The following is an 18,118-nucleotide window of genomic DNA, read 5'->3' as shown; positions in this document are numbered from 1 at the left end:
GATAATCTTGCCGGGCGTGAATGGCGCTTAGGGGAGCGCAACCCCGTCCGGTCCTGCTGCGTCTGGCGGGCACTCCACCGGCTCGCGCGGGCTGCAAAGCTGCGCAGTAGCTGGGTTGGGTGCCGTTTTCAAGACCCGAGCGGCCGGGCGTAAGCCTGGCGGAAAGGCCGCAGTATAACAGAGCAATCACTGCGCGCTGCTTTCCTGCTGCTCAACGGCGTGTTCGGGGGCTGGTATGGGTGCCGTTTGCTCGTGCATCCGGCCATATTTGGCGCTCAATGTGGCATAGGCGGGCTCTTGCTTGAAGCGCTTGAGCTCGGCGGCAAAGCGTTGCACCAGCAGGTCCATGCCTGCGCCACGGCGTACCGCAAGAAATTGCTGCTGGCGGCTGACCACCACCGATGCCTGGCTGACTTTACCTTCCAGGCCCAGGGCCTTGAGCACGTGGTGCCCCACGCGCCGGTCAGTCACCACCATATCGACGCGCCCCAGCATGAGTTTGCCAAAGTTGGCTTCATGGCTGGGGGCGGGTTCGCGCTGGAAGGTGTTGGACTTACTGAACGCGTCGCCATAAAGGTAGCCAGGGGAAACGCCAACGGTCAGGCCGCGCAGGTCGTCGAGCGTGGCGGCGGGGTGAGGGCGTTCGTTGGCATAGAACAAGACAAATTCGACTTCCGACAACGGCTCGCTGGGATAGAGCAGCAACGCGTCGCGCTCCTGGCTGTGAAAGATATCCAGCGCGCCGTCGGCGTGGCCCTGCTCGAGCATCGCCAAGCAGCGCTTCCAGGGCAGGAACTGCCATTGCACCTCCACCCCCAGGCGCTGGAACACGATCAGGGTGGTTTCATAATCCAGGCCGGCCATGGTGCCGTTGTCTTCGTAGACATAGGGCGCCCAGGGTTCGGTGACAATGCGCAGTTTCTCGCCATGAGCGGCCAGGCTCAGGCAAGAAAACAGCACAGCGGTCAACAGCTTGAAGAGGACGGGCATACCCTGAGGTTACGACGCTCCCCGAAGAAAGAGAAGCTCTGGCACGCGCATTGGCGGGCGGTCTTACTTCGCGGGAGCGTTCAGCAGGTGTTCGTGGATCGCGGCCCGGCGCTCACCCAGAATCAAACGCACCACGGGGTTGGCGAACCAGTGTTCCAACTGGTGGGCATCAATCGGGCGCTTCTGGCGTTCTTCCTGGTTTTGTCGGGCCTTGTCCCACCAAACCGGGCCGCACGCCTGGTCGAACTCGTTTTCGTGTTCGTAGCAGCCGTAGAGAATCTCGCGGATGAACTGTTGCTGATGCTTGGGCAGCAGCAGGGTGATCAGCTTGTACATCAAACGCTGCAAACGCGGCGGGCGCGGCAGGTGCGAGGAGACTTGGCGCGTATCGGCCAGGGCTTGCACACTGGTGGGCGCGCTGGCGTGCTTGGCGATCCACGCCTTGACCTTGGCCCGGAACAGCTGTTTGCGGCTCCAGTAGTGGTGGATCAGGTCCGGGCACTCGCGCACCTTGAGGGTACGGTAGGCGGCGATGGACAGGCAGAACTCTTCCAGGGTGTAGGCGCCCTGGGCGTGGGGGAACAGTTCATCCATCAACTCGATGGAGTGGTCGAGGATGTGCGCATCCTGTTGGGTCAGGCCCATGACGCCGGAGTTGAGGGTCATCATGTCATCGTCGGCCACGCCCATGTCCAGCAGGCGCTGGCGCAGGGCGGTGTAGAGGATGCTTTCGTGATTGTCGCCGTACTTGGTGTAGAAAGCGTTGCACAGCAGGGTGCCGGGCTGTACGCGTTCGAACAGGGCCATGGGCGAATGATGGAAGAAGGTGTCGGTGTCGATGAGCAATGCTACCGGGGATTCTTGCAGCACCTGGCGCAGCACCACGTGTTTGGTGCGAAAGTGATAGCCGTGGGGCTCGCTCCAGCGTTTGCGGGTGGCCTCGTCCAGCGGGCGGACGCGCACCGGCAGCAAGCGATAGGGTTCGGGGTTGTCGCTGAATACCTGAATGTCGATGTTCGCGTCCGGCGTGTCCTGCAGGAATGCCAGTGCGCTGGCGATGCTGAATACGGCTTCCTGATGGTAGGTGTCGGCGCCGAAGACCAGGTAGACCAGTTGCGGGCGGGACGTCGAGGGCACTGTATTCATGGACTGCGGGGTTCCGTGGGTAACGTAAAACGACAAAGGCCCTCGTCAGAACGAGGGCCTTGGTACAACCGGTCAAGCGTTAACGTGGCAGCTTGAGGTTGTTCCAGATGGCAAGGCTGGGTTCAGCCTGGTTCAGGGTATAGAAATGCAACCCTGGTGCACCACCTTGCAACAATTGCTCACACATCTCGGTGATGACCTGCTCGCCGAACGCCTGGATGCTTTTGACGTCATCGCCATAGGCTTCCAGTTGCTTGCGCACCCAGCGCGGGATCTCGGCACCGCAGGCGTCGGAGAAGCGCGCCAGCTTGCTGTAATTGGTGATCGGCATGATGCCCGGCACGATCGGGATGTTCACGCCCATCGCCCGTACACGCTCGACGAAGTAGAAGTAGCTGTCGGCGTTGAAGAAATACTGGGTGATCGCACTGTCGGCGCCGGCATTGGCCTTGCGCACGAAGTTCTGCAAATCGTCTTCGAAATTGCGCGCCTGGGGGTGCATCTCCGGGTAAGCGGCTACTTCGACATGGAAGTGATCGCCACTTTCTTCGCGGATGAAGCTCACCAGATCGTTGGCGTAGCGCAGCTCACCGCTGGCCATGCCCATACCCGATGGCAGGTCGCCACGCAGGGCAACGATGCGCTTGATGCCGGCGGCTTTGTATTGGGTCAGCAGGCTACGCAGGTCGGCCTTGCTGTCGCCCACGCAGGACAAATGCGGAGCGGCGGGAACTTTGACTTCACTTTCAAGCTGCAACACGGTGTTGATCGTGCGATCACGGGTCGAACCGCCAGCGCCGTAGGTGCAGGAGAAGAAGTCAGGGCTGAAGCTGGCCAACTGCTTGGCAGTTGCCATCAGTTTTTCATGCCCAGCATCGGTCTTGGTCGGGAAGAACTCGAAGCTGTAGCGACGGTCTTGGGACATGGTCATACCCTTGGAAACTCGAAAGCCTGGAAGGCATACACAATCGATGCGGGTGCCTGGCTTTCTGTGGGAGCTGGCTTGCCTGCGATAGCATCCGCTCGGTGTTACTGGAACACCGAGGCGTCTGCATCGCGGGCAAGCCCGGCTCCCACAGAAGAGCCGGCGCCAGCAAGGCCGATCAGTAGCGGTAAGCGTGCGGCTTGAACGGGCCTTCAACCGTCACGCCGATGTAGTCGGCCTGGGTCTTGGTCAGTTGAGTCACCACGCCGCCGAAGCCGCGGACCATTTCCAGGGCCACTTCTTCGTCGAGTTTCTTCGGCAGTACTTCCACAGTCAGGCGCTCGGCTTTCTGGGCTGGCGACAGGTCGGCGTACTTCTGTTCGAACAGGAAGATCTGCGCCAGCACCTGGTTGGCGAACGAGCCATCCATGATGCGGCTTGGGTGACCAGTGGCGTTGCCCAGGTTCACCAGGCGGCCTTCGGCCAGCAGGATCAGGTAGTCATCGTTCTGTGGGTCGAAATCACCAGCGCCGGTACGGTGAACCTTGTGTACCTGCGGCTTCACTTCTTCCCATGCCCAGTTCTTGCGCATGAAAGCGGTGTCGATCTCATTGTCGAAGTGACCGATGTTGCAGACAACGGCGCGCTTCTTCAGGGCCTTGAGCATGTTCGCATCGCACACATTCACGTTACCGGTGGTGGTGACGATCAGGTCGATCTTGCCCAGCAGGGCTTTGTCGATGCTGGCTTCGGTGCCGTCGTTCTGGCCGTTGATGAACGGCGAAACCACTTCGAAACCGTCCATGCAGGCTTGCATGGCGCAGATCGGGTCGACTTCGGAGACCTTGACGATCATGCCTTCCTGACGCAGGGACTGGGACGAGCCCTTGCCCACGTCACCGTAGCCGATCACCAGGGCTTGCTTGCCCGACAGCAGGTGGTCGGTGCCGCGCTTGATCGCATCGTTCAGGCTGTGACGGCAGCCGTACTTGTTGTCGTTCTTGCTCTTGGTCACCGAGTCGTTGACGTTGATGGCCGGGATTTTCAGCTCGCCCTTGGCCAGCATGTCCAGCAGGCGGTGTACGCCGGTGGTGGTCTCTTCGGTCACGCCGTGGACGCGGTCGAGGATCTGCGGGTATTTCTTGTGCAGCAACTCGGTGAGGTCGCCGCCGTCGTCAAGGATCATGTTGGCATCCCAAGGCGCGCCATCTTTGAGGATGGTTTGCTCCAGGCACCACTCGTACTCTTCTTCGGTCTCGCCTTTCCAGGCGAATACCGGGATACCGGCAGCAGCGATAGCGGCAGCGGCCTGGTCTTGAGTCGAGAAGATATTGCAGGACGACCAACGCACTTCGGCACCCAGAGCAACCAGGGTTTCGATCAGCACGGCAGTCTGGATGGTCATGTGGATGCAGCCGAGAATCTTGGCGCCCTTGAGCGGCTGCTCAGCGGCGTACTTGCGGCGCAGGCCCATCAGGGCTGGCATTTCGGATTCGGCGATAAAGGTTTCGCGACGGCCCCAGGCAGCAAGGGACATGTCGGCGACTTTGTAGTCGTTGAAATCTGCAGGCGTCATTACAGCGCTCATAGAGAGCCTCCATTCGTAGTGTGCGAATGGGCGCCGTTGTGCGTTTAGTATCAGGCCAGGGCAACCAGGCCGGACAACGCCCCATCCGAGCCTGACAGGTTGAACCTGCTGCAGCGCCCCTCGGACAGGTGGCGGGAGAACGGTATCAATCGAAGATGACCGTTTTGAAGCGGAGGCGATTATAGCCGTGTAAGCGGCACTTCCCAAGCCTTTCTGTCGGCGGCATGAAGATCGTTCATGGGCTTGATAGCTAATGGTTCATAGAGCTTGGGTCCTTGCTCTGCCATGATGTTGCCTATCATTTGGCAAGACGCTTTGGAGTGACCATGAACTTCCACACCCGCAAATGGGTAAAACCCGAAGACCTCAACCCCAACGGCACACTGTTCGGCGGCAGTCTGTTGCGCTGGATCGACGAAGAAGCGGCCATCTACGCCATTGTCCAACTCGGCAACCAGCGCGTGGTCACCAAGTACATCTCGGAAATCAACTTTGTCAGCGCCTCGCGCCAGGGCGACATCATCGAGCTGGGGATCACGGCCACCGAGTTTGGTCGTACCTCTATTACCCTGACCTGTGAAGTGCGTAACAAGATCACGCGCAAAAGCATCCTGACGGTAGAAAAAATGGTCTTCGTCAACCTCGGCGAAGACGGTTTGCCCGCGCCTCACGGCCGTACAGAGATCAAGTACGTCAAGGATCAGTTCCAGGAAGACGGCCTCAGCGAGTAATCCCGCGCAGGACCAGTGAACGCTCTTCATCAACCATAGGTCGTACCTGAACATCGCCCCCCGTTCAGGTATCACCATGGCTACGCAAGAAGACGGCAAGACCCCCAACCTGTCCCAGGAAGAGCAGCAGGACGTCGACAAGAACCAGCCGCCCCGCGCAGCGGTATTGCACGAAATCATTCGTACCCAGGGCGACCAGGAGCTGGAGCGCAGTGTCGCCGCGTTGTGGTGGTCGGCCTTGGCAGCCGGGCTGACCATGGGCTTGTCACTGATGGCCATGGGGCTGCTCAATTCACGCCTGCCTGAGGGCGAAGCCTTCAAGGTAATTGCCAGCTTCGGCTACTGCGCGGGCTTCCTCGCGGTGATCCTGGCACGCCAGCAACTGTTTACCGAAAACACCCTGACCGCCGTGCTACCGGTGATGAGCAAGCCAACCCTGGCGAATGCCGGGCGTCTGTTGCGGCTGTGGTCAGTGGTGCTGGTGGGCAACCTGTGTGGCACCTTGCTGGTGGCATACGTGATGCTGCACCTGCCGATCTTCGATACCAAGACCGACCTGGCCTTCCTCGAGATCGGGCGCAAGGTCATGGAGAACGACCCCGCGCAGATGTTCGCCAAGGGCATCGTCTCCGGTTGGATGATCGCCACCATGGTCTGGATGATCCCGTCGATGGAGAGTGCCAAGCTGTGGATCATCATTCTGATCACCTACTTCATGGCTCTGGGTGACTTCACCCATATCGTCGTCGGTTCAGCCGAAGTGTCCTACCTGGTATTTGCCGGCGAGTTGCCATGGAAGGATTTCTGGCTGGTCTTCGCCGGGCCGACCCTGGCCGGCAACATCATCGGCGGCAGTTTCATCTTCGCGTTGATCAGCCATGCGCAGGTTCGCAGCGAAAGCAGCCTGCCAGGTAAAAAGGCTGCGGACCCGAGGCATCCGCAGCAGATCAACAAGGATCAGTGATGCTCAGGCGTGGCCTGGGGTTCGTCCCGGGTCACGTGCTTGACCAGCTTGCCGATGCTCAACCCCTGCAACAGGATCGAAGACAGCACCACGATGTAGGTGATGCTCAGCAACAAGTCACGCTCCGGGCCCAGAGGCAGGGCCAAGGCCAGTGCCACCGAAACCCCGCCGCGCAAGCCACCCCAGGTAAGGATACGGATAGTGCCGCGCGGTACCGTGCGCCAACGGCGCAGCAACAGGATCGCCGGGGCCACGGTCAGCAGGCGCGAGAGCAGGATCGCCACTGCCAGCAGGCTGGCCGCGAACACGTGCAGCCAGTTGAATGGCAATAGCAGCAGCTCCATGCCGATCAGCGCAAACAGCAAGGCATTGAGCATGTCATCGAGCAGTTCCCAGAAACCATCCAGGTAGCGACGCGTCATGTCGTTCATCGCCAGTTTGCGCCCCAGGTTGCCGATGATCAGCCCCGCGACCACCATCGCAATCGGTGCGGACACATGCAGCTCCGAGGCCATGGCCGAGCCGCCGATCACCAGGGCGAGGGTCAGCATGACTTCGATCTGGTGCTGTTCGATGCTCTTGATCATCAGGTACACGAGATAGCCGATCAGCCCGCCAAACAGCACGCCGCCAATGGCTTCGTGGGCAAACAGCATGGCCGTGGCGCTCACGGTGGGCGTCTCACCCAACTGCGCGATACCCAGCAGCACGGTAAACACCACCACGGCGGTGCCGTCATTGAACAGCGATTCGCCGACGATGGTGGTTTTCAGCGGTTTGGAGGCATTGGCGGTCCGTAGCACGCCGAGCACCGCAATGGGATCGGTAGGGGATATCAGGGCACCGAACAGCAGGCAGTAAAGGAAACTCACGTGCCAGCCAAACAGGGCGAAGATGTAGTACGCCAGGCTGCCGATGACCACGGTGGCGATCAATACGCCAAAGGTTGCCAGCAGGCCGATGGGCCAGCGGTAGCTGCGCAAGTCGTTCAAGTTGACGTGCAAGGCGCCGGCGAACAGCAGGAACGACAGCATCCAGTTCATCAGCAAATCGCCGAAGTCGATCTGGCCGATCAACTGCTGGATACGTTCTTCCAGGCCTGGGTAGCCGAGCACGCTCAGGCCTTGCAGGATCAGCGAGAACAACAGTGCGGTGACCATCACGCCAATGGTGGGCGGCAGGCCGATGAAGCGGAAGTTCACATAAGTGAGCAGGGTGGTGAGGCAGATGAAGGCGGCGACAAGTTCAAGCATCCGGGGTCCTTGGAGCAGGGAAATATAGGCGCACGGGGTGCGTCGAATCGGTAGTTAGTATAAACAGGTGCTGTTACATGACGTATCAATTAAGGAGGTTCTGGTGGTAGCGACAGCCCTGGTGCTGGTAGCGGCGCTGTTGCATGCGACGTGGAACACCTTGATCAAGTTCAGTGGCGAGCGCCTTTTAGTCATTGCCTGCATGGACAGTGTGGCACTGCTGTTCGTGGTATTCGCGGTGGGCTTCGTGTCCTGGCCGCCGCTGGACATCTGGCCGTGGATCATTGCTTCTGCGTTGTTTGAGTTGCTCTATCGCTATTTGTTGATCCAGGCCTATCGGGTGGGTGACCTGGGCCTGGTGTATCCGTTGATGCGCGGTTTGTCGCCGCTGGTGGTGCTGGTGCTGACCCTGGTGTTTGCCGGCGAAGTATTGAATACCCAGCAGATTCTGGGGATTCTGCTGATTCCGTTCGGCATGGTGTGCCTGCTGTGGCAGGGCGGCGGCGGTGACCGGTTGCCCTGGTCGATGCTACCGGTGGTGGTATTGATTGGTCTGTGCATCGGCTGCTACACCTTTCTGGACGGGCAGGCGCTGCGGCGCTGGTCGCATCCGCTGGATTATCTGGTGTGGCTGACGCTGATCAGCGCCTGGCCGTTTCCGTTGCTGGCGCTGGTGCGCAAGCGTGCGGCCTTCAGCCTGTTCTGGCGCACCCAGTGGCGGTTGGGCTTGAGCGTGGGGCTGTGCGTGTTGTTGAGCTACGCTTTGGTACTTTGGGCCATGCAGTTGGGCTCGATTGCCGAAGCCGCCGCGCTGCGCGAAGTCAGTGTGATTCTGGTGGTGCTGTTCGGCATGCGTTACTTGAAAGAACCTTTTGGCCGTCCACGGCTCATAGCCTGTGGGTTGGTGTTGATTGGCATGTTGGTGATGAAACTCTAACCGTCGGATAAAACTAAAAGGAATCGGTGATGACAGTCGCTTTATGGTGTGTATTGATCGCAATCTTTCTGCCGTACATTTGCACCGGTGTGGCCAAATTCAGCACAGGCAAGTTCGGGCCACGGGATAACCACGACCCGCGTGCCTTCCTCGATAGCCTGGAAGGCGTCGCCAAGCGTGCTCATAGCGCGCAACTCAACAGTTTCGAAGTGACCCCGGCGTTTGCCGCTGCAGTCATCATTGCGCACCTGGCCGGCAACGCCGAACTGGTGACGATCAACGTGCTGGCAGTGCTGTTTATCACCAGCCGCCTGCTGTACATCATTTGCTACCTGGCGGACTGGGCGATCTTGCGTTCGCTGGTGTGGGCCGTGGGTATGGCGTTGATTGCGAGTTTCTTCTTCGTTTCGATGTAAGGGGTGTTGTAGGAACGAGCTTGCTCGCGAAGAACGTCAACGATAACGCGTGCTTCCTGAGTAAGCGCGGCGCCTGTGCGTTTTTCGCGAGCAAGCTCGCTCCTACAAAAAGCGCCAGCGATTGTCAGGTTCCGGCAGGCGCATCCGGCACCTGGGGCAACGCTGCGCCTTTGGGCCACAGCATCCAGATCTGCCCTTGCTGTTTCATATTCCCCGCCAACTCGCCTGCGGCATTGCCTGTGCCCCAGAACAGATCTGCGCGTACTTCTCCGGTGATTGCGCCGCCGGTATCCTGCGCGGCGACAGGGCGTGCCAGTGGCGTGCCGTCTGGTTTGGTGGTCGACAACCACAACAGGCTGCCCAGCGGAATCACCTTGCGATCCACTGCCACACTGTAGCCGGCGGTCAATGGCACGTTCAGCGAACCGCGTGGGCCTTCGTTGCTGTCGGGGCGGGCACTGAAGAATACGTAGCTGGGGTTGCTCGCCAGCAGTTCTGGAATGCGCTGCGGGTGGGCCTTGGCCCAGGCGCTGATGGCGCCCATGGTCACGTCTTCTTTTTTCAGTTCGCCTTGTTCCACCAGCCAACGGCCAATAGGGCGGTACGGGTAGCCGTTCTGGTCGCCGTAACCCACACGCAGTTGACGCCCGCCGGCCAGTTGAATACGCCCCGAGCCCTGGATTTGCAGGAACTGCAGGTCCATCGGGTCGGTCAGCCAGGCGATCGGCTTGGCGGTGGAGCCTTGGCTGTTGAGAGTGCTGGCGTCGTCATACGGCTTGAGCACACGGCCTTCCAGGCGCCCGCGCAGGCGCTTGCCCTTGAGCTCCGGATAGATGCTGTCGAGGTTGACGACAATCAGGTCGTCCGGCACGCCGTATACCGGCACGTGGGCGGTGGCGGTCTTGGTCAGGCTGCCGGGGTACACCGGCTCGTAATAACCCGTGATCAAGCCGTTTGGCGTGTTGTTGGCCGAACGCAGGCCGAAGACATCCAGGTGTTCCTTGAGAAAGCTACGAACCGCTACGGCATCGCCCGGTACGCTGGCCGCTGTCGCGCAGGTCGGGCCCCAGATCGGGTCGGCCTTGAGGCGCTGGCACGCGCTGCGCCAGGATTCAAACCCGGCGAGCAAGTCGCTGTCGGAAACGCTCGGCAGGGCTTCCCACGGTGCGCTCACATAGGTGGCAACGGCGTGAGGTTTGGTTGGCTCCTGGGCAACTTCTTTATCGGTGTCTTTACCGGCATCGCAGCCGGCCAGTAGCGCGAACAATGGCAGAGCCCAAGCCAGGCGGCGGCCCCAGGGTTTGAAGGTGACATTCATGCAAGCAATTCCTGAAACGATTGCCCGCGCTTCACTGCATCCGGGCAACCTTATTATTAATAGGGCTATTGGTCTTTGTGGGCGGTGCGAGGATACTGGCCGCCGTTTCCCGTGACCTTGAAGCCATGATGATGTTAAAAAAACTGACCGTTGTATTGCTGGCCTGCCTGGCTTTGTCTGCCTGTGGCGGTGTTGATCCCAATTCCCCTCTGGGCCAGCGCAAGGCGATCTTCAAGCAGATGCTCAAGACCGGTGAAGACCTGGGCGGCATGCTGCGCGGACGTATCCCATTTGATGGCGCCAAGTTCGCCGAGGGTGCGGTCAAGCTGGATGCGTTGTCCCATGAACCGTGGAAACATTTCCCGAGCGTACGCGAAGAAGACCACACCAGTGCCAAAGATGATGTGTGGCAAAAACAGGCGCAGTTCCAGCAACTGGCCCGCGAACTTGAGGCGGCCACCGGTGAATTGGTGATCGCCAGCCAGGTGCAACCTTATAAAGCCAGTAGCCTTCAACCTGCGGTGCAAAAAGTTGAAGATGCCTGCAGCGCCTGCCATAAACAGTTCCGCGATCATTGATCGGTTTTACTGGTCGAGTTCTTCCACTGCGTCCTGCAGCTCTTTACGCGAGTCGGCCAGTTTCTCCTTACGCTTGTTGATCTTGTCCGGGTCGCCTTTTTTCATGGCCTTGTCGAGGTCGGCCTGACGGCGGCTGACTTCGTGCTTGGCGTCGAGCACCTTGTTTTCACGTTCTTTCTTCAAGCCGGCATCGGTGCAGTGGGCGGTAACTTCGGCCAGGGCTTTTTCCAGGCCAGCCTGTTGCGCGCTGTTGCCGTGGGCCTTGGCTTGTTCGATCTGGCTGCTGATGGCCTGGCGCTTGGCGGCGCAGCCGGTGAGGGGTTGTGCGTCTTCGGCGGCCAACAGCGGCGTGGACGTGAAGCTCGCGAAGGTCAGCAAGGCAAAGGGGGCGAAAAATTTCATATAAGGCTCCAAGTTCGCAATCAGGTGGCGAAGGGGATCAAAACCCATCTATCCCGGCTCCGCGTAATGTTTCAGCCAAGGCTTGTACCTGCGGGTCGCGAAAAAAAGCGCTGAGTTGCGCCGCGCGTCCCGGGCCGATGCCATCTGAGGCCAGCCAGGCTTGAGTGTCTTTGGCGACCAGCGTCTGCCAGTCTCCTTCCAGGTTGTTGCGCGCCGCCGGCGGCACGCCCAAGGCCTTGAACCATAGTGAAAAAGGGCGTTGCCGGGCGCTTTGAATACTGTCGAGCACCCGCGCACGGGTACGCTCGCCTAAGCCCTCAATGGTAGCAAGCTCGGCCGCATCAAGTGTCAACCAATCGAGAAAGCCTGCGATTAGACCGGCCTGGATCAATACGTTCCAGGTTTCGCGCCCCATGTGGGGCAAGGCCAGGCCGTGTTTACCGCTCAGCCAGGTGAGGCGGGCGAGCAGTTGGTCTTCGCAGCCAGGGTCCAGTTGCCAGCAGCTCAAGGCGTGGAAATCTTGAGCGTTGGGTACCTGCACGTCCACGCGTGTCTCGTTGCGCAGGATCACCTCGTCCAGTCGCGGTATGACCTGGCCCGCCAGGCTGATCGACACGTGATCGCCGGGGCGGATATCCAGGGCTTGCCAGCGTTTCAGGGAGCCGACGCTCACTCGGCTGATCTGCCGATCATCCAGCCGTACGGGCTCCAATTCGAGGATAGGTGTAATACGCCCGGTACGTCCCACCCTGAACTCGACCTTGCGCACCAGGGCCAGTGCCTTGATAGCCGGGTACTTCCAGGCAACCGACCAGTAGGGCGCACTGGCTTGCCAGCGCTCGGCGGGCGCTCGCGCAGCCTGGTGCAGCACCACGCCGTCGCTGGCGAAGGGTAATGGCGCGTTGTACCAATGCGTGCGCCAATGCGCAGCTTCGCTGATGGTGCTGACGGGTTGGCTGTACTGTTGGCTATCGGTGAAGCCCCAGCGCGCCAAGGTGGCAAGGTGTTCGGTGAAGTCCGTCGGGCCGTCTGGCCACGCCCAGACGAACAGGCCGATCCCGGCAGCCTCGGCATCGCTCAACCGACGACGGTTCATCAGGCCAGCCACTTTGCTGCGTGCATTGAGCCCGCCCTTGAGCGATTGCACATGGTGGTTGAGGCGCCAATAGAGTTCGCCTTGCAGCACCACATCAACGGCGTCGGGCAACTGTTGGACAATGCCGGGGATCTTGACGGCGGAGGCTGACCAATCGTGGCCAAGCAGGCCGTCGCCCCGACTGATGAGCTGATGCAAGCGGCCCTGGCGATACACCAGTGTCACCGCAACGCCATCGACCTTGGGTTGGACCCAGACATCCTGTCGAGTGCTGAGCCAGTCACTGACGGCCGGCTCGCTCGGCAGCTTTTGCAGGCCAGTGTGTGCGGCCGGGTGAGGTAAGGTACCGCGCGCACTGGCCAGCGGGTTATCAGGCTTGGGTGTCTGCTCGCGGGTGCATTCCTGCCAATGCGCCAGGCGTCTGCGGGCCTGGTCGTAGAGCTCATCGCTGATCAGGGCTTGGCCCTGTCGATGGTAGCTGTCGTCCCACTGCTGGATTTGCCTGGACAGGGTTTCCAGCTGTGAGTGAACGTCATCGGGGCAGGTTTCGGCCCAGGCCCAGGCGGGTACGGCGCTTATGAGAACAGCCAGTAATACGTGCATCATGAGCATCCTTGCTCGAAAAGGGGGGCCAGCCTAAGTGATCCGCGCGCCCACAAAAAAGCCCCGACCGAGCGGGGCTTTTTACCGGGTGTTTCTGTTTACTTGAACAGGCCGCCCAAGGCCTTCACAGCATCATTGTTTTCAGCCTTGGCCTGCTGCTTCTGCTGCTTGGCGTCGACTTTTGCCTGGCTGTCGGCGAGTTTGTTGCAAGCTTTGTTGACCTGCTCCAACGCCGTCTCATACGCCCGCACTTTCAGCAGATCGTTCTTGGCATTGGCCGCGTCGATCTTGGCTTGCAGGTCTTTGGGTTGCTGCTGGCAGTCGCCGGCATTGCCGCCACCGAGCTGGGCGCTCAGGGCGCCGCTCAAAGCGTTCAGGTCAGCGGCCTGGGCCGACAGGGTGAACAGGCTGAGCAGAAGGGCGGCAGGGGCGAGCGTGGAAATGCGCATGAAAACCTCAATGTTCGATTGCCTGCGCGCTTATCCATCCCGGGCGGGCGCAGTGCAATATCCAAATAAGGTGAAGGGCCCGAGAGGGCGCGGATTCTAGTGGGCCATCATTTTGCCTGCAAGCCTTGGATCCAAAAAAGCCCGAAGAGGCCCTGCAGGCAACAAAAAGCCCCGCCAGGCAGACCTGGCGGGGCTCTCTTTACCGCGAACGATTACAGGCCGGCGGCGGTACGCAGGTCGTTGGCGCGGTCGGTTTTTTCCCAAGTGAAGGTGCTGAAGGTGTCATCACCCACAGTCTTCTGCGCAGGGGTGCGGCCGAAGTGGCCGTAGGCTGCGGTTTCCTGGTACATCGGGTGCAGCAGGTCGAGCATGGTGGTGATTGCGTAAGGGCGCAGGTCGAAGATCTCACGCACCAGCTTGACGATCTTGTCATCGCTGATCTTGCCGGTGCCGAAGGTGTTCAGCGAGATCGACGTAGGCTGGGCCACGCCAATGGCGTAGGAAACCTGGATTTCGCAGCGCTCGGCCAGGCCGGCAGCCACGATGTTCTTGGCCACATAACGACCGGCGTAAGCCGCAGAGCGGTCAACCTTGGAAGGGTCCTTGCCGGAGAATGCACCACCGCCGTGACGGGCCATGCCGCCGTAGCTGTCGACGATGATCTTGCGGCCGGTCAGGCCGCAGTCGCCCACGGGGCCACCGATGATGAACTGGCCGGTCGGGTTGATGTGGAACTGGGTGTCCTTGGTCAGCAGTTCGGCAGGCAACACATGCTTGACGATCAGCTCCATCACGCCTTCACGCAGGTCGGCGTAGGACACATCCGGGTTGTGCTGGGTCGACAGTACGACGGCGTCGATGCCCACGACTTTGCCGCCTTCGTAGCGGCAGGTCACCTGGGACTTGGCGTCAGGGCGCAGCCATGGCAGTACGCCGGATTTACGCGCCTCGGCCTGGCGTTGTACCAACTGGTGCGAGAAGGTGATCGGCGCGGGCATCAGTACGTCGGTTTCGTTGCTGGCGTAGCCGAACATCAGGCCCTGGTCGCCGGCGCCCTGGTCTTCAGGCTTGGCCCGGTCAACGCCCTGGTTGATGTCCGGGGACTGCTTGCCGATGATGTTCATCACACCGCAGGTTGCGCCGTCAAAGCCGACGTCGGAGCTGTTGTAGCCAATGTCGGTGATCACGTCACGCACGATCTGCTCCAGGTCGACCCAGGCAGTGGTGGTAACTTCGCCGGCGATGATCGCCACGCCCGTTTTCACCAGCGTCTCGCACGCCACACGGGCGAACTTGTCTTCAGCGATGATAGCGTCCAGCACCGCGTCAGAAATCTGGTCGGCGATTTTGTCCGGATGCCCTTCAGACACGGACTCGGAGGTGAAAAGGGAGTATTCGCTCATCTCGATGTTTTCCTGATATTTACCGATGGTGAGTGTCGCCAGCCGGTCGCTGAAAATGGCGGACCTGAATCTGGAAACCATTACGTAAACCTACATAGAGGCTTTCCCCGGGAACGAGTCCCGCAGCGGTGGCCCAACGGGCCAGATCGTCCTGTTCAAAACCTAGCCAGAGATCACCGCAGGCCTCCTTGGCCCAATTCTGGTTGTGGCTGCATAAATCCGTAACCAGCAGGCTACCGCCGGGGTGCAGCAACCCGGCCATTTGCTTGAGAGCTTCTGCCGGGGCGGCGAAATGGTGCAAGACCATGTTCAGCACCACGCAATCGGCTCGCAGGCCGGTGTCACTCAGGGCGTCGGCCAACTGCAGGCGCACATTGCCCAAGGCTTCGCGCTCACAGAGTTGGCGCGCCAGTTCAAGCATCGCCGGGCTGTTATCCAGCGCGGTGACCTGCTCGAAGCGACGCGCCAGTTCGGGCAGGAAACCGCCGTCGCCAGGGCCGACTTCCAAGGCCGTGGCCTCTTCACTGAAGCTCAGCTTGTCCAGCAGCGCCAGTACGCTTTCGCGGTACTGGGCCAAGCCGGCGATCAGATCCTGCTGGGCGCGAAACTTGTCGGCCACCCGTGAGAAAAAATCCTGGCTGGCGGCGGCGCGTTGTCCGTGCACCTGGCCGATGCGCGATTGCACATCGCCGGGCAGGCACAAGTTATCCACTTCTTCGAGCAGGGCAGCGTGTAATTTGCCGCCAAGCAGTTCGGTATGGGGCAGTGCACGCCGGTAGAAAATCGCATTGCCTTCGCGACGGGTGGCCACCAGGTCGGCCTGGGCCAGCACCTTCAAATGGTGGCTCATGCCGGACTGGCCGATGGCGAAGATCTGCGCCAGCTCCAGTACTCCGAAAGAATCGTTGGCCAGTGCGCGCAGTACGTTCAAGCGCAACGGATCGCCAGCGGCCTTGCACAAGGCAGCCAGTTCATCGCCGTCGTCAGGACGCAGGGAGGGCACGGGTAGGTTCATAAGGCCAGCAGTCTAGTGACGGGTGTAGATCCTCGCAAGGCCAATATCAAAAAGTTTTGATATTGAACGATAAGTGGCGGTTATAAGCCGTCGCTATAACCTTAAGACGAACCGGTTAAAGGTTTCTGCAAGGGATTGATGCCCAAAGCACAGGAAAAACGCCCTCAAGTGACTATCTGTCATTGCCCGCAGGCGGTGGCTGAGGGAAAATGCCGGTCCTTTTTTCCGTTTCTTTTCAGCAAACTCCAGGAGATCAGCGATGCCCAGCCGTCGTGAGCGTGCCAACGCCATTCGTGCCCTCAGCATGGATGCCGTGCAAAAAGCCAACAGCGGCCATCCCGGTGCCCCGATGGGCATGGCGGATATCGCCGAGGTACTTTGGCGTGACTACCTGAAACACAACCCGAGCAACCCGTCGTTCGCCGACCGTGACCGCTTCGTGCTGTCCAACGGCCACGGCTCGATGCTGATTTATTCGCTGCTGCACCTGACCGGCTACGATGTCACCATCGACGACCTCAAGAGCTTCCGTCAGCTGCACAGCCGCACCCCGGGCCACCCGGAATTCGGCTACACCCCGGGCGTCGAGACCACCACCGGTCCCCTGGGCCAAGGCCTGGCCAATGCGGTTGGTTTCGCCCTGGCGGAAAAAGTCCTGGGCGCGCAGTTCAACCGCCCTGGACACGACATCGTTGACCACCACACCTATGTATTCCTGGGTGATGGCTGCATGATGGAAGGCATCTCCCACGAAGTCGCTTCCCTGGCCGGTACCCTGGGCCTGGGCAAGCTGATTGCGTTCTACGATGACAACGGCATCTCCATCGACGGTGAAGTCGAAGGCTGGTTCACCGACGACACGCCAAAGCGTTTCGAAGCCTACAACTGGCAGGTGATCCGCAACGTCGACGGCCACGATCCGGAAGAAATCAAGATCGCCATCGACACCGCTCGCAAGAGCGCGCAGCCAACCCTGATCTGCTGCAAGACCACCATCGGTTTCGGCTCGCCGAACAAGCAAGGTAAAGAAGATTGCCACGGCGCCCCGCTGGGTGACGCGGAAATCGCCCTGACCCGCGAAGCACTGAAGTGGAACCACGGCCCGTTCGAAATCCCGGCAGACATCTACGCCGAATGGGATGCCAAGGAAAAAGGCCTGGCGGCTGAATCCGAGTGGGACCAGCGTTTCGCTGCGTACTCCGCCGAATTCCCGGAATTGGCCAACGAGCTGGTACGCCGCCTGGCCGGTGACCTGCCTGCCGACTTCTCGGAAAAGGCCTCGGCCTACATCGCTGAAGTCGCGGCCAAGGGCGAGACTATCGCCAGCCGTAAAGCCAGCCAGAACACCCTGAACGCTTTTGGCCCGTTGCTGCCTGAGTTCCTCGGCGGTTCTGCTGACCTGGCCGGTTCCAACCTGACCCTGTGGAAGGGGTGCAAAGGTGTCTCGGCCGAAGACGCCAGCGGCAACTACATGTACTACGGCGTGCGCGAGTTCGGCATGAGCGCCATCATGAACGGCGTGTCCCTGCACGGCGGCCTGGTGCCTTACGGCGCGACCTTCCTGATGTTCATGGAATACGCACGTAACGCCGTACGTATGGCGGCGCTGATGAAGAAGCGCGTGATCCACGTCTACACCCACGACTCCATCGGCCTGGGCGAAGACGGCCCGACGCACCAGCCGGTCGAGCAACTGACCAGCCTGCGCACCACGCCGAACCTGGATTGCTGGCGCCCAGCCGATGCGGTGGAATCCGCCGTGGCCTGGAAGCACGCCATCGAGCGCAAGGATGGCCCTTCGGCGCTGATCTTCTCGCGTCAGAACCTGCAGCACCAGGTGCGTACCGACGCGCAGATCGCCGACATCAGCCGTGGCGGTTATGTGCTCAAGGACTGCATCGGCGAGCCGGAGCTGATCCTGATCTCCACCGGTTCCGAAGTGGGCCTGACCGTTCAGGCGTACGACAAGCTGACCGAGCAAGGCCGCAACGTTCGCGTTGTGTCCATGCCGTGCACCAGCGTGTTCGAAGCCCAGGACGCCGGCTACAAGCAATCGGTGTTGCCGTTGCAGGTCAGTGCGCGTATCGCCATCGAGGCGGCTCACGCCGACTACTGGTACAAGTACGTGGGCCTGGAAGGCCGTGTGATCGGCATGACCACCTACGGTGAGTCGGCGCCGGCGCCAGCGTTGTTCGAAGAGTTCGGTTTCACCCTGGAAAACATCCTGGGTCAGGCTGAAGAGTTGCTGGAAGACTAAAGCGCTAACGCGGTGGCCTACTGGNAACGATAACGCAGCGTTTCTGG

17 protein-coding genes and 1 riboswitch are annotated in these 18,118 nt (G+C 60.6%); of the genes, 6 read left to right on the top strand and 11 right to left on the bottom strand.

Features of this window, described 5'->3' with window-relative positions:
- Positions 1-186 precede the first annotated feature (186 nt).
- From ACTJLA_RS21595 to ahcY, 4 genes are all read right to left on the bottom strand, one after another.
- Positions 187-990, bottom strand: a complete 804-nt coding sequence (locus ACTJLA_RS21595; protein WP_034128918.1) for a substrate-binding periplasmic protein — start codon at positions 988-990, stop codon at positions 187-189.
- Positions 991-1,053: 63 nt separating this feature from the next.
- Positions 1,054-2,136 (bottom strand): hypothetical protein, encoded by a 1,083-nt coding sequence (locus tag ACTJLA_RS21590; protein WP_034128917.1) that lies wholly within the window; start codon positions 2,134-2,136, stop codon positions 1,054-1,056.
- Between the two features lie 79 nt (positions 2,137-2,215).
- Entirely contained in the window at positions 2,216-3,061 is an 846-nt protein-coding gene (gene metF / locus ACTJLA_RS21585; protein ID WP_034129073.1) for a methylenetetrahydrofolate reductase [NAD(P)H], read from the bottom strand.
- 178 nt (positions 3,062-3,239) lie between these two features.
- The gene (ahcY, locus tag ACTJLA_RS21580) at positions 3,240-4,649 is read right to left on the bottom strand and encodes an adenosylhomocysteinase (protein ID WP_034128916.1); all 1,410 of its coding nucleotides are present in this window, start codon (positions 4,647-4,649) and stop codon (positions 3,240-3,242) included.
- Between the two features lie 21 nt (positions 4,650-4,670).
- A riboswitch (S-adenosyl-L-homocysteine riboswitch) is annotated at positions 4,671-4,777 on the bottom strand.
- Positions 4,778-4,975: 198 nt separating this feature from the next.
- Here ahcY and ACTJLA_RS21575 point away from each other — a divergent pair.
- Both ACTJLA_RS21575 and ACTJLA_RS21570 read left to right on the top strand, forming a co-directional pair.
- Positions 4,976-5,380 (top strand): acyl-CoA thioesterase, encoded by a 405-nt coding sequence (locus tag ACTJLA_RS21575; RefSeq protein ID WP_034128915.1) that lies wholly within the window; start codon positions 4,976-4,978, stop codon positions 5,378-5,380.
- Between the two features lie 76 nt (positions 5,381-5,456).
- Positions 5,457-6,344, top strand: a complete 888-nt coding sequence (locus ACTJLA_RS21570; protein WP_034128914.1) for a formate/nitrite transporter family protein — start codon at positions 5,457-5,459, stop codon at positions 6,342-6,344.
- On the opposite strand, the gene ACTJLA_RS21565 is transcribed toward ACTJLA_RS21570, so the two are convergent.
- On the bottom strand, positions 6,338-7,597 hold the full coding sequence (locus ACTJLA_RS21565) for a cation:proton antiporter (RefSeq protein WP_034128913.1): 1,260 nt from the start codon (positions 7,595-7,597) through the stop codon (positions 6,338-6,340). The two genes, ACTJLA_RS21570 and ACTJLA_RS21565, sit on opposite strands and share 7 nt — an antisense overlap.
- Before the next feature lie 103 nt (positions 7,598-7,700).
- Here ACTJLA_RS21565 and ACTJLA_RS21560 point away from each other — a divergent pair, with 103 nt between their 5' ends.
- Positions 7,701-8,534, top strand: a complete 834-nt coding sequence (locus tag ACTJLA_RS21560; RefSeq protein ID WP_054899037.1) for an EamA family transporter — start codon at positions 7,701-7,703, stop codon at positions 8,532-8,534.
- 29 nt (positions 8,535-8,563) lie between these two features.
- Positions 8,564-8,950: an MAPEG family protein gene (locus ACTJLA_RS21555; RefSeq protein ID WP_034128911.1), complete on the top strand. Its 387-nt coding sequence runs from the start codon at positions 8,564-8,566 to the stop codon at positions 8,948-8,950.
- A gap of 124 nt (positions 8,951-9,074) precedes the next feature.
- Here ACTJLA_RS21555 and mltA read toward each other — a convergent pair whose 3' ends face one another.
- Positions 9,075-10,268: a murein transglycosylase A gene (gene mltA / locus ACTJLA_RS21550; protein ID WP_057976500.1), complete on the bottom strand. Its 1,194-nt coding sequence runs from the start codon at positions 10,266-10,268 to the stop codon at positions 9,075-9,077.
- A 128-nt stretch (positions 10,269-10,396) separates the two neighbouring features.
- Here mltA and ACTJLA_RS21545 point away from each other — a divergent pair, with 128 nt between their 5' ends.
- Positions 10,397-10,846 carry a c-type cytochrome gene (locus ACTJLA_RS21545; protein WP_034128909.1) on the top strand — a complete coding sequence of 150 codons (450 nt, stop codon included), beginning with the start codon at positions 10,397-10,399 and terminating at the stop codon, positions 10,844-10,846.
- 6 nt (positions 10,847-10,852) lie between these two features.
- Here the strand turns inward: ACTJLA_RS21545 and ACTJLA_RS21540 are convergent, their stop codons facing one another.
- From ACTJLA_RS21540 to ACTJLA_RS21520, 5 genes are all read right to left on the bottom strand, one after another.
- Positions 10,853-11,248, bottom strand: a complete 396-nt coding sequence (locus ACTJLA_RS21540; protein ID WP_440842087.1) for a DUF1090 domain-containing protein — start codon at positions 11,246-11,248, stop codon at positions 10,853-10,855.
- A gap of 37 nt (positions 11,249-11,285) precedes the next feature.
- Positions 11,286-12,950 carry an NAD-dependent DNA ligase LigB gene (gene ligB, locus ACTJLA_RS21535; RefSeq protein ID WP_440842086.1) on the bottom strand — a complete coding sequence of 555 codons (1,665 nt, stop codon included), beginning with the start codon at positions 12,948-12,950 and terminating at the stop codon, positions 11,286-11,288.
- Positions 12,951-13,045: 95 nt separating this feature from the next.
- Entirely contained in the window at positions 13,046-13,396 is a 351-nt protein-coding gene (locus ACTJLA_RS21530; RefSeq protein ID WP_057976504.1) for a DUF1090 family protein, read from the bottom strand.
- A 212-nt stretch (positions 13,397-13,608) separates the two neighbouring features.
- Positions 13,609-14,799 carry a methionine adenosyltransferase gene (metK, locus tag ACTJLA_RS21525; RefSeq protein ID WP_003194964.1) on the bottom strand — a complete coding sequence of 397 codons (1,191 nt, stop codon included), beginning with the start codon at positions 14,797-14,799 and terminating at the stop codon, positions 13,609-13,611.
- Positions 14,800-14,818: 19 nt separating this feature from the next.
- On the bottom strand, positions 14,819-15,814 hold the full coding sequence (locus tag ACTJLA_RS21520; protein ID WP_054899040.1) for an ArsR/SmtB family transcription factor: 996 nt from the start codon (positions 15,812-15,814) through the stop codon (positions 14,819-14,821).
- Between the two features lie 259 nt (positions 15,815-16,073).
- Here ACTJLA_RS21520 and tkt point away from each other — a divergent pair, with 259 nt between their 5' ends.
- Positions 16,074-18,071, top strand: coding sequence for a transketolase (tkt, locus tag ACTJLA_RS21515; protein ID WP_034128906.1), 1,998 nt, complete (start codon positions 16,074-16,076; stop codon positions 18,069-18,071).
- Positions 18,072-18,118 lie beyond the last annotated feature (47 nt).

This window comes from Pseudomonas sp. 22072 (assembly GCF_052046095.1).
In the GTDB taxonomy this organism is placed as follows: Bacteria; Pseudomonadota; Gammaproteobacteria; order Pseudomonadales; family Pseudomonadaceae; genus Aquipseudomonas; species Aquipseudomonas paracarnis.
The sequence above is the reverse complement of the archived record's forward strand: the minus strand, read 5'-3'. Positions and strand labels throughout refer to the sequence as shown.